We start from the raw sequence: 14902 nt of genomic DNA, 5'->3' as shown, positions 1-14902 counted from the left end.
GTCAGTTCTGTCCTGTCAGTCCTATGATCGGCCCAAGCCTACGCCCGAAATCGGCGCGGTTGAGGTCGGGTGCATAGAGGCGCGAGATCGAGCCGTCAAAGTAAAGTGCATCGCGCGCGCCAAGTTCGTCGCGGAAAAGCCGCCCGAACTCGTGAAACGTGACCGAACGGTCCGAGATCGCGAACCATGCCGTCTGCCCGTCGGGCGAGACGCCGACGCCGTTGCGGATATAGCGGCTGTCGCTGTCGGGCAGGAAGCGGGGGTGCAGCTCTCCGTCGATGACCAGCATCGGACCCGATTGCGTGGCCAGCCGACATTCGGGCTGGGCCTTCTGGAAGGCGCGGGATTCGATCACCTGGAACGGGCGCGCGCCGCCGGTGCAGAAGACGCCATTCGGCAGCAAGCCGAAATTGCCGCCGCCGCCTGCGGTGACCAGATCGCCCTCTTGTCGACCCTTGCTGATGTAAAGGCCGACGGGGCGGTAATCGGGGTGATACATGCCCGCGTTCATCGCAAAGCCCAGCACCTCATCCGGCGCAAGGCTGCGGCGTACGGCGGTGAAATCGCCCATGACCTTGCCATCGGGGTCGTTCAGCCACAGCTGCAGGTTCGGCTCCTGCGCGGCCTCGACCGTGCAGATCACATAGCCCTTGCCGTCGAACTGACGCTTTTCGCAGACCCCCGCCATCGCGGGCAGGGTCATGGCGATCAGCGCGCCGATGGCAAGCCCAAGGCGGCGCTTCAGCCTACTCGTCATCCGCGCCGTCATCGGTGTCGTCATGCTCCACATCGCGGCGCACGCGGTCTTCGTTCAGCAGGCGGCGGGTGTCGTCCATGCGGTCGAAGGTCTCGTCCAGCACGAAGCGCAGCTGCGGCGCGTATTTCAGCGTCATCGCCTTGGCGACCAGATGGCGCAGCTCGGCCGAGTTGCGGCGCAGCGCGGCCAGCGCCTCATCCGCGCCGTGCCCGCCCAGGGGCAGCACGAAGGCCGTGGCGACCTTCAGGTCGGGCGAGGTGCGGACCTCGCCCACGGTGATCGAGTGACGGTTCAGCTCGGGGTCGTGGACGTCCCCGCGCAGAAGCACGTCGGAAAGGGTGCGCCGGATCAGTTCGCCGACGCGAAGCTGACGCTGCGAGGGGCCGTGCCCGGATTGAAAGCGGTTCTGTGCCATAGCCGCAGATGTAGGGGGTCGCGCGCCGCGCCGCAACGGGATAGACGTGGCCCGAGGATGTGGAAAACGGGGCAGGACGTGGAAAAGCCGGGAATTGTCGTAACGGGTGTGTCGGGTCGCATGGGGCAGATGCTGGTCAAGGTGGTCAACGCCTCGGATCAGGTGCGTCTGGTCGGCGCGCTGGAGCGTCCGGGCAGCGACTGGATCGGCCGCGATCTGGGCGAGGCCATGGGGGGCGCGCCCCTGGGCATTCAGGTCAGCGACGACGCGGTCGAGACCATCGCCAAGGCGCAGGCGGTCATCGATTTCACCTCTCCCGCCGCGACCGTGGCTTTCGCCGAACTGGCCGCGCAGGCCCGCGCCGTCCATGTGATCGGCACGACCGGGCTGACCGAGGATGATCTGCTGAAGATCCGCGCCGCCGCGCGCCATGCGCCCATCGTCCGCGCCGGAAACATGAGCCTTGGGGTCAACTTGCTGGTCGGCCTGACCCGCCGCGTGGCCGCCGCTTTGGGCGAGGATTGGGACGTCGAGGTCGTCGAGGCCCATCACCGCATGAAGGTCGACGCGCCCTCGGGCACCGCGCTGATGCTGGGCGAGGCGGCGGCCGAGGGCCGTGGCCAGACGCTGGACGCCCTGCGCACCCCGGCGCGCGAGGGCATCACCGGCGCGCGCGAACGCGGCAGCATCGGCTTTTCAGCCATTCGCGGCGGCGATGTCGTGGGCGAGCATGACGTGATCTTCGCCGCCGATGGCGAGCGTGTGGTCCTGCGCCATCTGGCCAGCGACCGCGCAATCTTTGCCCGCGGCGCGCTGCGGGCTGCGATCTGGGGTCAGGACAAGGGTCCGGGCGAATACGATATGGCCGATGTGCTGGGTCTCTGACCCCGGCGCGAGGCTCTTGCCCGATCTGGCCATCCCCCGGTAGAACAGAGCGATGAGCTTGCTTGCCACCATCGACCATGCCGACGCCGAAATGACCGAGGCGCTGGCCCGCGCCATGGCCGCCATCCTGCGGCCGGGCGATGTGTTGGCGCTTGAAGGTGCGGTCGGCGCCGGAAAGACGCATTTCGCCCGCGCCCTGATCCGCGCCCGTCAGGGCGACGCGGCCGAGGATGTGCCCAGCCCCACCTTCACGCTGGTCCAGACCTATGACGACCCGCTGGGGACCGAGATCTGGCACGCCGATCTTTACCGCCTGACCCATCCCGATGAGCTGGCCGAGCTGGGGCTTGAGGACGCGATGCAGGACGCGATCGTCCTGATCGAATGGCCCGATCGTGGCGGTGCGCTGCCCCAGCCCCTGACCGTGCATCTTGAGCCGGTCCCAGATTTCCCCGACCTGCGCCGCATCACCCTGTCGGGCGCGCCTGCCCGCTGGGGCCAGATCGCCCGCATGGCCGAGATTGCCCGGCTGGTCCATCGCGCCGGATTTGGCGGCGCGCGCATGCTGCCGCTGGCGGGCGATGCCTCCTCTCGGCGCTATTTCCGCCTGCAGGATGGTGACCGGCGCGCGGTGGTGATGGACGCCTCTCCGGGGACGACCGGGCCCTATGTCGCGATGACGCAATGGCTGCGCAACCGTCAGTTTGACGCGCCCGAGATCCTGGCCTCGGATCAGGTCGACGGCCTTCTGCTGCTGGAGGATCTGGGCGACGATCTGGTCGCCCGCGTGCTGGAGGATCAGCCGCGCCTGGCCCCCCGCGTCTATGGCCGTCTGACCGACCTGCTGGTCGCGCTGCATGGCTATGAGCCGCCGGATTTCGTCCTGCGTCTGGATGGGCCGGAGCTGGCGCGGCAGGTGGGCATGTTTGCCGAATGGTATCCCGAAGCGGCGGGCGTTCCCGGCGCGGGCACCGAGGTGGCCGAGGCCGTCGCACGCCTCCACGCCAGGCTGTGTGCCAGCACGCCGCCGGTGCTGGGCCTGCGCGATTTCCACGCCGAGAATGTGATCTGGCGCGGCGACCAGCCGCTGGGGCTTCTGGATTTTCAGGACGCGGTGGCGGTGCATCCGGCCTATGACCTCGTCTCGGCCCTGCAGGACGCGCGCCGCGACGTCGACCCCGAGGTCGAGGCGCATGAGATCGCGCGCTACATCGCCGCGACCGGCGTCGACGGCGATGAATTCCGCGCGGCCTATGCCCTGCTGGGGGCGCAGCGCAGCCTGCGGATCATGGGCATCTTTACCCGGCTGGCACGGCGTGATCACAAACGCCGCTATCTGGCCTTCATGCCGCGCGTCTGGGCGCTGATCCAGCGCGATCTGGCCCATCCCGCGCTTGCGCCTCTGGCCCGCGCGTTGGAGGGCATCCCCGCCCCCACGCCCGAGGTCATCGAAAGGATCACCGCCCAATGACATCGCCCGATGCGCTGATGGTCTTTGCGGCCGGGCGCGGCACGCGCATGGCTCCGCTGACCGATGTCACGCCGAAACCGCTGATCCGCGTTGGCGGGCAGACGCTGCTGGACCGCGCGCTGGATCTGGGGCGACAGGGCGGCGCACGGCGCATCGTGGTGAACACGCATCATCTGGGGCAGCAGATCCACGATCATCTGGCAGGGACCGAGGTCGCGATCTCGGACGAAGCCGATGCGCTTCTGGAAACCGGCGGGGGGCTGCGGAAGGCGCTGCCTCTGCTGGGGCCGGGGCCTGTGATCACATTGAACCCCGATGTCGTCTGGACCGGCGGGAACCCGGTCGCGGACCTGCGTGCGGCTTGGGACCCTGCGCGGATGGATGCGCTTTTGATGCTGGTCCCGCTGCAGGCCACGCGGGGTCGTCTGGGCGGCGGAGATTTCACGCTGGACCCCGACAACCGGCTGATCCGGGGCGGCGATCTGGTCTATGGCGGCGCGCAGATCATCCGCCCCGACCGCCTCTCCGAGATCGAAGGCGAGGCGTTTTCGCTGAACCTGCTGTGGGATCTGCTGATCGCCTCAGGCCGGGCTTACGGCCTCGTGCATCCGGGCCTTTGGTGCGATGTCGGGCGTCCCGATTGCATCCCGCTGGCCGAGGAGATGCTGAATGGCTGACTGGCAGGGCGGGCTGTTCGCGCTGCCCTGCGGGACGGATTTCGCCGATGGGCTGGCGGCCGGGCTGATCGAACGGATGCGCGGCCAGCCGCCCGAGGCGATGGCCTCGGTCACGGTCTATGCCAACGCCGGGCGCACCATGCGCTCTCTGCGTGACGCCTTCGTCCGGCGCGGGCCGCTGCTGTTGCCGCGCCTGCGCCTGATCGCCGATCTGGGCGGCGGGGCGGCGACGCCGTCGCTGGCGCGCAAGCTGGAGCTGGGGCGGCTGATCGACGCCGCGCTCCGCGCCCAGCCGGGGCTGGCGCAGGGGCAATCGGTGCCGGAACTCGCCTCCTCGCTGGCCGCGCTGATGGCCGAGATGCAGCTTGAGGGGCTGGACGCCACCGCGCTGGAACAGATCGACGCGGGCGATCACGCCCAGCATTGGCAGCGCGCGCTGGAGTTTCTGCGGATCGCTGCGGGCTATTACCTCTCGGACCCGCCGCAGGACCGCGAGGCGCGCCAGCGTGCCATGGCCGAGCAACTGACCGCCGACTGGGCCGAGGGGCGCAACCTGCCCGAAGGTCCGGTGGTCGTCGCAGGCTCGACCGGGTCGCACGGGGCGACGCGGGATTTCATGCGCGCGGTCGCCCGTCTGCCCATGGGCGCGGTCGTCCTGCCCGGTTTCGACCCCGATATGCCCGCCGATGTCTGGCAGGGGCTGGACGCAAGGGCCGAGGATCACCCGCAGGCCCGCTATGCCCCTCTGGTCGCGGAATTCGGCCTGCCGGGCCTGTGGTCATCGGCCCATCCGGCCCCCGCGCCAGAGCGCAACCGCTTGATGTCGCTGGCTTTGCGCCCCGCGCCCGTCACCGACCAATGGATTCAGGAAGGCCCGCAGCTGGGCGATCTGGTCGCCGCGACCTCGGGCCTGTCGCTGATCGAGGCCGAGCAGCCGGGGCAAGAGGCCGAGGCCATCGCGCTGGCGATCCGCGCCGCGCTGGAAGAGGGCCAGCCCGTCACGCTGATCGCCGCCGACCGGATGCTGACGCGGCGGGTGCAGGCGGCGCTGGACCGCTGGCAGATCATCCCCGACGACAGTGCGGGCCAGCCCTTGCCGCTGACCGCGCCGGGCCTGTTCCTGCGCCATGTCGCGGATCTGTTCGGACAGGCGCTGACCATCGACATGCTGCTGATCCTGCTGAAACACCCGGTGACCGCCACCGGCGCGGGCGATGAGGTTAGGCGTGATCACAACCGCCAGACGCGCGATCTGGAGCTTCAGCTGCGCAAGAACGGACCGGCCTTTCCGGACGGAGAGGCGCTGCGCGAATGGGCGCATCGGGGCGATGAGCTGCGCAAAAGCTGGGCCCTGTGGCTTGCGGATGTGCTTGATGTGATCACACCCTTGGCCGAGGATCGCCAGCCGCGCCCGCTGGCTGACCGGCTGAATGATCTGGACCGGTTGGCAGGGTTGCTGGCGGCGGGACCGGGCGGGGACGCGGCGGTTTCGGTCCTGTGGGACCGGGCGGCGGGCGGTCTGGCGCGCGGGGTGATCGACCATATCGCCACCCATGCCGCGCACGGCCATGCGATGCGGCCTTCCGAATTCTCGGACCTTCTGCGGGCGCAGCTGCAGGCGCAGGCCGTGCGGCAGGACGTCGCCGCGCATCCTCTGGTCCGCTTCCGGGGCCCGCGAGAGGCGCGGACCGAGGCGGTGGCCGAAGGCTCGGGTCTGGTGATCCTGGCCGGGCTGAACGAGGGCGGCTGGCCGCAGGCGCTGGAGCCCGATCCGTGGCTCTCGCGCCCGATGCGGCTTGCGGCGGGGCTGACGCTGCCCGAACGGCTGATCGGGCTGGCGGCGCATGACTTCCAGCAGGCCGCCGCCGCCCCGCGCGTCATCCTGTGCCGCGCCCGCCGCGATGCCGAGGCCGAGACGATCCCCTCGCGCTGGCTGAACCGGCTGATGAATCTGCTGGGCGGCCTGCCCGGGCAGGGCGGCCCCGAGGCGCTGGCCGAGATGCGCGCGCGTGGGCAGGCATGGCTGGACATGGCCGATGCGCTGGCGGTGCCGCGCATCCGGCTGGCACCGGCGCGGCGTCCCTCTCCGGTGCCGCCCGCTCCGGCGCTGGCGCAGATGTCGGTGACCGAGGTGCGCACGCTGATCCGCGACCCCTATGCCATCTATGCGCGCCGCGTGCTGGGGCTGAACGCGCTGGACCCCTTGCGTCCCGAACCCGACGCGGCCGAGCGTGGCACGGTCCTGCACAAGATCGTCCAGCGCCTGCTGACCCCGCCCCCCTCGCCCATCGAGGCGCCCGAGGTGATCAAGGCGCGGCTGCTGGCGATCACCGACGAAGTGCTGGAGGAGGACGTGCCCTGGCCCTCGGCCCGGCTCTTCTGGCGCGCGCGCATCGCAGGTATTGCCGACCGGCTGGTCGCCGATGAAATCGCCCGGCTGAAGCAGGGTCGCCCGGTGGTGATCGAAAAGCGCGGCGGTCTGGGCGTGCCGGGCTCGGATTTTCTGCTGACCGCGCAGCCGGATCGCATGGACCTGCAGAATGACGGGACCGTGCATGTCTATGACTACAAGTCCGGCAAGCCGCCCACGGACAAGCAGATCCAGCATTTCGACAAGCAGCTTCCGCTGGAGGCCGCGATGGTCCAGCACGGTGCCTTTGACGCGCTTGGCCGCGCCGATGTGCAGGGCATCAGCTATATCCAGTTGGGCGGCGAAGGCGCGACCGAGCCGCGTGACCTGCCCCCCGGTTTCGCCGAAGAGACCTGGCAGGGCTTTGTGACGCTGGTCGGCCTTTACCTTAGCGGAGAGCGCGGCTTCACCTCGCGCCTCGCGATGGAGCATGCGGGCGACGGCGGCACCTATGACCATCTGGCGCGTCTGGGCGAATGGGACCCGACCGTGCCAGCCGAACCTGAGGGGGTGGGCGATGATGGATGATGCCACCCGCGCGCAGGTCACGGCGGCGGACCCGGTCCGCTCGACCTGGCTGACGGCCAATGCCGGTTCGGGCAAGACGCGTGTGCTGACCGACCGGGTGGCGCGGTTGCTGCTGGCCGGGACCGCGCCCGAAAAGATCCTGTGCCTGACCTATACCAAGGCCGCCGCGACCGAGATGCAGAACCGCCTGCTGGCGCGGCTGGGCCAATGGGCGATGCTGCCGCAGGAGAAACTGCTGGCCGAACTCGCGCGCCTTGGCGAAACCGGCACGCCGGACCTGCCCGCCGCGCGCCGCCTGTTCGCCCGCGCCATCGAGACGCCGGGCGGGCTGAAGGTCCAGACCATCCACAGCTTCTGTGCGGGCGTGCTGCGCCGCTTCCCCATCGAGGCGGGCGTGCCGCATGGTTTCTCGGAACTTGACGACCGCTCGGCCGCGCTGATCCGCTCCGAGATCATCGAAGAGATGGCGCGCGAGGATGCGCCCGAGTTGCAGGACCTGCTGGCGCTGCATTCCGGCGATCAGCTGGATCAGTTTCTCTCGGGTCTCAAGGGCTTTGAAAACCCCGCTGAAGCGGATGCGATCTGGGATGAGGCGGGGCTGGCCCCGGGCTATGGCACCGCCGATCTGCTGGCAGATGTGTTTGCCGATGGCGCGCTGGTGATCCCGGCGCTGGTCCCACATCTGCTGAAGGGCGGCAGCACCGATCAGAAGGCGGCGGCGCGTTTCCAGCACGGTCAATGGACCCAGCCCGGTCTGGATGAGCTTCTGGTGCTGGAAGGCGTCCTGCTGACCGGGGCCAGCGCCAAGGCCCCGTTCTCGGCCAAGTATGACGCCTTTCCGACCAAGGCCCTGCGCACGGGCCCCTGCGCCGAGCTGCTGGAGGATCTGCACATCCTGATGGAGCGGGTCGAGGCCTCGCGCCCCCGTCGTCTGGCCATTCAGCATGCACAAAAGACGCTGGCGCTGCATCGCTTCGGCCATGCCTTCACCTCGCGCTATGAGGCGGCGAAGCGGCTGCACGGCTGGCTGGATTTCGACGATCTGATCGACCGCACCGCCCGCCTTCTGTCGGAAAACAGCATGGCGCAATGGGTGCTGTTCCGGCTGGATGGCGGCATTGACCACATCCTTGTCGATGAGGCGCAGGACACCAGCCCCGCGCAATGGCAGGTGATCGAGCGGCTGACGGATGAATTTACCTCGGGACACGGCGCGCGGGGCGATACCCGCAGTCTGTTCGTCGTGGGCGACCCGAAACAGTCGATCTATTCCTTTCAGGGTGCCGATATCGCCGTGTTCGAGGCGCGGCGCGAAGGTTTCGACGCGGCTTTCGCTGCCGTCTCGAATCCGATGCAGGTGTTGGAGTTGCGGCACTCCTTCCGCTCGTCCACCGCCATCCTCACGCTGGTCGATGCGGTGTTTCAGGGCGAGGCCGCGCGGGGGCTGGGCGTCCCGCCCGAGCATGTGGCCTTCCGCACCGCGATGCCGGGCCGCGTCGATCTGTGGCCCGCGATCCCCAAGCCGGAGAAGCCCGAGCCGCGCGACTGGACCGACCCCGTCGACCTTCCGGCCGAAAATTCGGAAACCACGCTGCTGGCGCGCGCCGTCGCGCAGAGTATTGCCGGAATGCTGGGCCAGCCGATCTTTGACGCCAAGACCGGCCAGACCCGCCGCATCCGGGCGGGGGATATCCTGATTCTGGTGCAGCGCCGCTCGGACCTGTTTCAGGAGATCATTGCGGCGCTGAAGGCCTCGGCCCTGCCCGTCGCCGGTGCCGACCGGCTGAAACTGGCGGGCGAGCTGGCCGTGCGCGACATCCGCGCCACGCTGTCGGTGATCTCGACCCCCGAGGATGATCTGTCGCTGGCGGCGGCCCTGCGTTCGCCGCTGTTCGGGCTCAGCGAGGCGGATCTTTACCGGCTGGCCGTCGGGCGCAAGAAGGGCGAGCATCTGTGGCGGCGTCTGCGCGACAGCCAGCACCGCGAGGCGGTCGAGATCCTGTCGGATCTGATGGGCCTGACCGGCTATCTGCGGCCCTATGACCTGATCTCGCGCCTGCTGACGCGGCATGGCGGGCGCGAGCGGCTGGTCGCCCGACTGGGGACCGAGGCCGAGGATGGCATCAATGAGCTACTATCGCAGTCGCTGACCTATGAAAGCTCGGAAACGCCGTCGCTGACCGGGTTTCTGGTCTGGCTGGCGGGCGATGATGTCGAGGTCCGGCGGCAGCCCGGCAGCGCGGCGGATGAGGGCGAAGGGCTGATCCGGGTGATGACGGTCCATGGCTCGAAGGGTCTGGAAAGCCCCATCGTCATCATGCCCGACAGCGCCAAGCGGCGGCCCCCGCGCGAAGGGCGCGTGTTGCAGCGGCGCGACGGCCAGCAGGTCTGGCGCGGCGTGCGCGCCGAGCGGCCCCCGCATATCGCCGAGGAAGCCGAGGAGCAGACCGAGCGGCAGCTTCAGGAACGCAAACGCCTGCTTTACGTCGGGCTGACGCGGGCGGAAAGCTGGCTGATCGTCGCCGCCGCAGGCGAGACGGGCGACGGCGAGGACAGCTGGCACGCCATGGTCGAGGCCGGTTTTGCCCGGGCGGGCGAGCTTCGGTCGGAACTTCTGCCCGCGCCGGGCGGCGGTCAGATGCGCCGCCTGTCGCATGGTGACTGGCCCGCCGAGGCCCCCGACGCGCCGCGTGCCCTGCGTCACCAGATTGCCCTGCCCGATTGGACGCTGCGCCGTCCCGGCCCCGCGCCGGTGACCCTGCGCCCGATTGCGGCGACCGGTCTGGGCGGCGCGAAGGTCATCGGCGCGCCGGTCGAGGATGCCGATCCGCAGGCCGCGATGCTGTTCGGCACGCGCCTCCATCTGCTGCTTGAGCATCTGCCACAGCACCCGCGCGCTGAATGGGATCAGGTCCTGCGCGATGTTCTGGCCGATGCCGAAGGCGGCCTGCCCGCCCCCGAGATCGCCGCCAGCCTGCTGGACGAGGCGCGGGCCGTGATCGAAGCCCCGGCGCTCTCCGAGGTCTTTGACCTGCCCGAAGGCGCGAAACTGCTGCGCGAGGTGGCGCTGGCCGCGCCGATCCCGGGCTTGGGCACGGTGACCGGCGCGATTGACCGGCTGATCGTGCTGCCCGACCGCATCCTTGCCGTCGACTACAAGTCGAACACCACGGTTCCGGATGTGCCCGAGGCCACACCTTTGGGCATTCTGCGCCAGATGGCCGCCTATCGCGCGGCGCTGTCGGGCATCTGGCCCGGTCGCGCGGTCGAATGCGCGGTGTTGTGGACGCGAGCGCGCAGCCTGATGTTTTTGCCGGGCCCGCTGCTTGATCAATCCTTGGCGGGGCTTGACCCTGCGCGCGGCTCTCCCTAGCTGTTTCAGGAACCCGCCGGTTCGGTCCGGCGACTAGCAGGAGATAGCCGATGGCGACCCAACATGTTTCCGATTCCGAGTTTGACGCCGAAGTCCGGCAGTCCCCGATCCCCGTCGTGGTGGATTTCTGGGCGGAATGGTGCGGCCCTTGCCGCATGATCGGCCCTTCGCTGGAAGAGCTGTCCGAGGAATATGACGGCAAGGTCAAGATCGTGAAGGTCAACGTCGACCAGAACCCGGAAAGCCCGGCCTCGCTGGGCGTGCGCGGCATCCCGGCGCTGTTCCTGTTCAAGGACGGCCAGGTCGTCTCGAACAAGGTCGGCGCAGCGCCGAAAGCGGCCCTGAAGGCCTGGATCGACGAAGCCGTCTGATCCGGCAAGCCGAGCGGCAGAACATGAGGGGGCGGTTGGTCAGATGGGCCAGCCGCCCCTTCGCATTGCGGCGAGCACCTGCTGGCGGGCGTCGGGAGCGGTGGCGTTGACCGCCATGACGCGCAGGAACCAGAACAGGTAGCGCTCGAACGCGGGGCGGTGGGCGGCGGCACGGGCCAGCGCCTCCTCGGTGCCGATCTGGGCCACGTTCAGCGCGATATGGTGGAAATCGGACTGCGCAAACAGCACCGCGGGCTTGCCCAGCAGGAAGCCGTCGAAGGCCACGGCGCTGTTTTGCGTCACCACGAAGGCGCAGTCGCGCAGCGCGGCCATGGTGTCGCCGCCGATGGTCACATTGGGATGCTCGGCGGTAATGCGGGCCAGCGCGGCGTGGTCGGCATCGTCATAGCGCTCATTCGGGTGCAGGGTCACCAGCGTCGGGCGTCCGGTGCGGGCGACGGCGCGGACCATCTCGACCGGGCTTTCGCTTTGGAATGAGCGGCAGCGGCGAATATGGCCCTGCAGCGGCACCAGCACCCGATCGCCCTGCGTCGGCGGGGGGCCGGGCAGGACGCGACCGCGCAGCTTGGCGGCGAAGGCGCGCGCCTCCTCGGGGTCGACGGCATCGGGCGCGAACTCCGTTTCGGCGACGTGGAAGCGCCAGCGCTGCGCCACGGGCTCGATGCTCCAGAACGGATAGTGATAGGCGCGGCGGAAAGTCAGCGCGCGCTCATGCGTCGGGGCCTCCATATGGTAAAGCGCATAGCCCCGGCGCGCGGGGGCGGCCAGACGCGCGGCCTCGCCCGTCTTACGCCATTCGACGCGCCAGCCCGCGTCCTCGACCGCCTCGCGCAGGATGTTGAGAAAGTTGAAGCTTCCGGCCCGCGCGTTCTCCAGCATCGGCGTTTCCAGATAGGCGCGAAGAATCGGGGCGTGCTGCATGGAACAGAGGCTAGCGGGCGGCTGGCGCTTGCGAAAGGTCCGGGCGGGTCATATCTGAAGGCGCAGAACGAAGCGGAGAGTGACGCATGTCTGAGGACAAATTCCCCGGCTGGCACGGCACCACCATTCTGGCGGTCCGTCGCGGTGGCAAGGTTGTCGTGGCCGGAGACGGGCAGGTCAGCGTGGGCCAGACCGTGATGAAGGGCACCGCCCGCAAGGTGCGGCGGCTGACGCCCGGCGGTAAGGATGTCGTCGTGGGCTTTGCCGGATCGACCGCCGATGCCTTCACCCTGCTGGAACGGCTGGAGAAGAAGCTGGAAGGCGCGCCCGGACAGCTGGCGCGCGCCTGTGTCGAACTGGCCAAGGACTGGCGCACCGACAAATACCTGCGCAATCTGGAGGCCATGCTGATCGTCACCGACGGGCGCGAGTTGTTCGTGGTCACCGGCGCGGGCGACGTGCTGGAGCCGGAACATGACGTCGCGGCCATCGGCTCGGGCGGGAATTTCGCGCTAGCGGCGGCCCGGGGGCTGATGTCGACCGATGCGGATGCCGAGGATATCGCCCGCAAGGCGATGGCGATTGCTGCCGATATCTGCGTCTATACCAACGGCAACCTGACCGTCGAAACGGTCGCAGGCTGATCCCGCAAGGAGACCCCGCGTGAGCGTTGACCTGACCAGCGCCGATCTGCGCGCCGCCGTGCAGGCCGGATACCTGACCGAGGCGCAGGCCGCGAACCTGCAGGCTCTGGCCGCAAACCGCATCGCCAACCGGCCCGAACCCGATGACGAACCCTTCGAGATGTTCCGGGGATTTTCGGAAATCTTCATCTCGGTCGGGCTGATCATTCTGATGACCGGGCTGGTGGGCGTTTCGGCGCTGATGACCTCGCCCCTGCTGGTGCCCGCCTTCTGCGTCGTGCTGTCGGCCGTTCTGGCGCAATATTTCACAATCCGGCGGCGGATGGTCCTGCCCTCGATCGTGCTGGTCTGCACCTATGGGGCGGCGGTAAGCGCGCTGATCACCTGGTATGCCTTCGCGAACCTACTGGACGTGGCAGAGCCGCAGACGATCACCGCCATCGCGCTGGCGCTGATCATGGCTGCGCTGCTGGTCTGGTACCGCATCTTCCGCCTGCCCTTCACCATGCTGCTGATCGGACTAGCGGGCGTCCTGCTGGCCGTCGCGCTGATCGCGCCCTCGGACGTCTACGCCTTCATGAGCGGGGTCAACATGACCAGCATCATGAGCCTGACCAGCGGCTCGGGCGTGCCCTTCGCGACGCTGGGCGCGGGGCTGGTCGCGGCGGCGGTGGCGCTGCGCTTCGACATGCGCGACCCGCATCGGCTGGGCCGCGCCTCGGCCTCGGCCTTCTGGCTGGACCTTGTGGCGGCGCCCGCCATCGTGAACACGCTGGGCCAGACCGCCATGGCGATGGAGGGCGGCGCGCGCCTGCTGACCATGGCGCTGGCGCTGCTGGTGATGGCCCTTTACGCGCTGGTCATTGACCGGCGCAGCTTTCTGACTGCGGGTCTTGGCTATCTGGCCTGGCTGATCTGGATGCTTGGCAACCAGGATGGCCGGGGTCTGGACTGGCCCGTGATCCTGATCCTGATTGGCGGCGCGGTGACGGCGCTTGGGGCGTGGTGGGTGCCGCTGCGCGCGGCGCTGATGCGCACCCTGCCCCAGTTCCCGGGCAAGAACCGCCTGCCCCCTTATGCAAAAGGTGACCTATGACCGACCTGACCCCCCGCGAAATCGTCAGTGAGCTGGACCGCTTCATCATCGGCCAGAAGGACGCCAAGCGCGCCGTCGCCGTGGCGCTGCGCAACCGTTGGCGGCGCAAGCAGCTGGGTGATGATCTGCGCGACGAGGTCTATCCCAAGAACATCCTGATGATCGGCCCGACCGGCGTCGGCAAGACCGAGATCAGCCGCCGTCTGGCGAAACTCGCCCGCGCGCCCTTCCTGAAGGTCGAGGCCACGAAATTCACCGAAGTCGGCTATGTCGGCCGCGATGTGGAACAGATCATCCGCGATCTGGCCGATGCCGCGATCATCGAAACGCGCGAACGGATGCGTGAAGAGGTGAAGGCCCGCGCCCATAAATCCGCCGAGGATCGCGTCGTCGCGGCCCTTGCGGGCGAAAACGCGCGTGAGCAGACCCAGCAGATGTTCCGCGACAAGCTGAAGCGCGGAGAGCTGGACGACACGGTGATCGAGCTTGAGGTGCAGGACAACTCGAACCCTTTCGGCATGATGGACGTGCCGGGCCAGCCCGGCGCCATGGGCGGGATGATGGATTTCGGCGGGCTGATGAAGGCCTTCGGGGGCCGTCGTGTGCGCCGCAAGGTGACCGTCTCGGAAAGCTATGACCTGCTGATCGCGGAAGAGGCTGACAAGCTGCTGGACGATGAGGTCGTGAAGGCCACGGCGCTGGACTCGGTCCAGCAGAACGGCATCGTTTTCATTGACGAGATCGACAAGGTCGCCGCCCGGCAAGAGGCGCGCGGCGGTGACGTCTCGCGCGAAGGCGTGCAGCGCGACTTGCTGCCGCTGATCGAGGGCACGACCGTTTCGACGAAATACGGGCCGGTGAAGACCGACCATATCCTGTTCATCGCGAGCGGTGCGTTCCACATCTCGAAACCCTCGGATCTGCTGCCCGAATTGCAGGGCCGCCTGCCGATCCGGGTCGAGCTGCGCGCGCTGACCGAAGAGGATTTCGTCCGCATCCTGACCGAGACCGACAACGCCCTGACCCGCCAGTACACCGCCCTGATGGCGACCGAAGGCGTCGAGGTCGGCTTCACCGAAGACGGTATCAGCGCGCTGGCCAAGATCGCCGCCGAGGTGAACACCTCGGTCGAGAACATCGGCGCGCGCCGCCTTTACACCGTGATCGAGCGGGTGTTCGAGGAACTGTCCTTCACCGCCCCCGACCGCAGTGGCGACAAGGTGCTGGTCGATGCGGCCTTCGTCGAGAAGCATCTGGGCGATCTGTCACGCTCGACCGATCTGTCGCGTTACGTGTTGTAACGGAACTTGCAGCCGTCTTCGCCGTTTGGTCT

12 protein-coding genes are annotated in these 14902 nt (G+C 68.6%); 9 read left to right on the top strand and 3 right to left on the bottom strand.

What is annotated here, in order from left to right:
• Window position 1: 1 nt before the first annotated feature.
• Both IQ24_RS12475 and rbfA read right to left on the bottom strand, forming a co-directional pair.
• Window positions 2-757 (bottom strand): phosphodiester glycosidase family protein, encoded by a 756-nt coding sequence (locus IQ24_RS12475; protein WP_145398491.1) that lies wholly within the window; start codon window positions 755-757, stop codon window positions 2-4.
• Entirely contained in the window at window positions 747-1172 is a 426-nt protein-coding gene (gene rbfA, locus IQ24_RS12470; protein ID WP_145398300.1) for a 30S ribosome-binding factor RbfA, read from the bottom strand. Before rbfA ends, IQ24_RS12475 begins: the two co-directional genes overlap by 11 nt.
• A gap of 57 nt (window positions 1173-1229) precedes the next feature.
• Here rbfA and dapB point away from each other — a divergent pair, with 57 nt between their 5' ends.
• The 6 genes from dapB to trxA are packed head-to-tail and all read left to right on the top strand — an operon-like array spanning window position 1230 to window position 10887.
• Window positions 1230-2057 carry a 4-hydroxy-tetrahydrodipicolinate reductase gene (gene dapB / locus IQ24_RS12465; RefSeq protein ID WP_199756559.1) on the top strand — a complete coding sequence of 276 codons (828 nt, stop codon included), beginning with the start codon at window positions 1230-1232 and terminating at the stop codon, window positions 2055-2057.
• A 52-nt stretch (window positions 2058-2109) separates the two neighbouring features.
• Window positions 2110-3528: a tRNA (adenosine(37)-N6)-threonylcarbamoyltransferase complex ATPase subunit type 1 TsaE gene (tsaE, locus tag IQ24_RS12460; RefSeq protein WP_145398296.1), complete on the top strand. Its 1419-nt coding sequence runs from the start codon at window positions 2110-2112 to the stop codon at window positions 3526-3528.
• On the top strand, window positions 3525-4205 hold the full coding sequence (locus tag IQ24_RS12455; RefSeq protein ID WP_199756558.1) for a nucleotidyltransferase family protein: 681 nt from the start codon (window positions 3525-3527) through the stop codon (window positions 4203-4205). The genes tsaE and IQ24_RS12455 overlap by 4 nt, the downstream gene beginning before the upstream one ends.
• Window positions 4198-7143, top strand: coding sequence for a double-strand break repair protein AddB (addB, locus tag IQ24_RS12450; protein WP_145398294.1), 2946 nt, complete (start codon window positions 4198-4200; stop codon window positions 7141-7143). The genes IQ24_RS12455 and addB overlap by 8 nt, the downstream gene beginning before the upstream one ends.
• Entirely contained in the window at window positions 7133-10516 is a 3384-nt protein-coding gene (gene addA, locus IQ24_RS12445; RefSeq protein WP_145398293.1) for a double-strand break repair helicase AddA, read from the top strand. Before addB ends, addA begins: the two co-directional genes overlap by 11 nt.
• Window positions 10517-10566: 50 nt before the next feature.
• A complete protein-coding gene (gene trxA, locus IQ24_RS12440) occupies window positions 10567-10887 on the top strand; it encodes a thioredoxin (protein ID WP_145398292.1) in 321 nt (106 codons plus the stop codon).
• A gap of 39 nt (window positions 10888-10926) precedes the next feature.
• On the opposite strand, the gene IQ24_RS12435 is transcribed toward trxA, so the two are convergent.
• The gene (locus IQ24_RS12435; protein WP_145398291.1) at window positions 10927-11829 is read right to left on the bottom strand and encodes a hypothetical protein; all 903 of its coding nucleotides are present in this window, start codon (window positions 11827-11829) and stop codon (window positions 10927-10929) included.
• A gap of 86 nt (window positions 11830-11915) precedes the next feature.
• Here IQ24_RS12435 and hslV point away from each other — a divergent pair, with 86 nt between their 5' ends.
• Genes hslV through hslU form a run of 3 tightly spaced genes read left to right on the top strand, consistent with a single transcriptional unit; the run spans window position 11916 to window position 14870 of the window.
• Window positions 11916-12473, top strand: a complete 558-nt coding sequence (gene hslV, locus IQ24_RS12430; protein ID WP_145398290.1) for an ATP-dependent protease subunit HslV — start codon at window positions 11916-11918, stop codon at window positions 12471-12473.
• A 19-nt stretch (window positions 12474-12492) separates the two neighbouring features.
• The gene (locus IQ24_RS12425; protein WP_145398289.1) at window positions 12493-13569 is read left to right on the top strand and encodes a hypothetical protein; all 1077 of its coding nucleotides are present in this window, start codon (window positions 12493-12495) and stop codon (window positions 13567-13569) included.
• The gene (hslU, locus tag IQ24_RS12420) at window positions 13566-14870 is read left to right on the top strand and encodes an ATP-dependent protease ATPase subunit HslU (protein ID WP_145398288.1); all 1305 of its coding nucleotides are present in this window, start codon (window positions 13566-13568) and stop codon (window positions 14868-14870) included. The genes IQ24_RS12425 and hslU overlap by 4 nt, the downstream gene beginning before the upstream one ends.
• Window positions 14871-14902: the final 32 nt, after the last annotated feature.

The organism is Paracoccus sulfuroxidans (assembly GCF_007830335.1).
In the GTDB taxonomy this organism is placed as follows: domain Bacteria; phylum Pseudomonadota; class Alphaproteobacteria; order Rhodobacterales; family Rhodobacteraceae; genus Paracoccus; species Paracoccus sulfuroxidans.
Note: the sequence above shows the minus strand (reverse complement) of the source record. Positions and strands in the feature narration are given on the sequence as shown.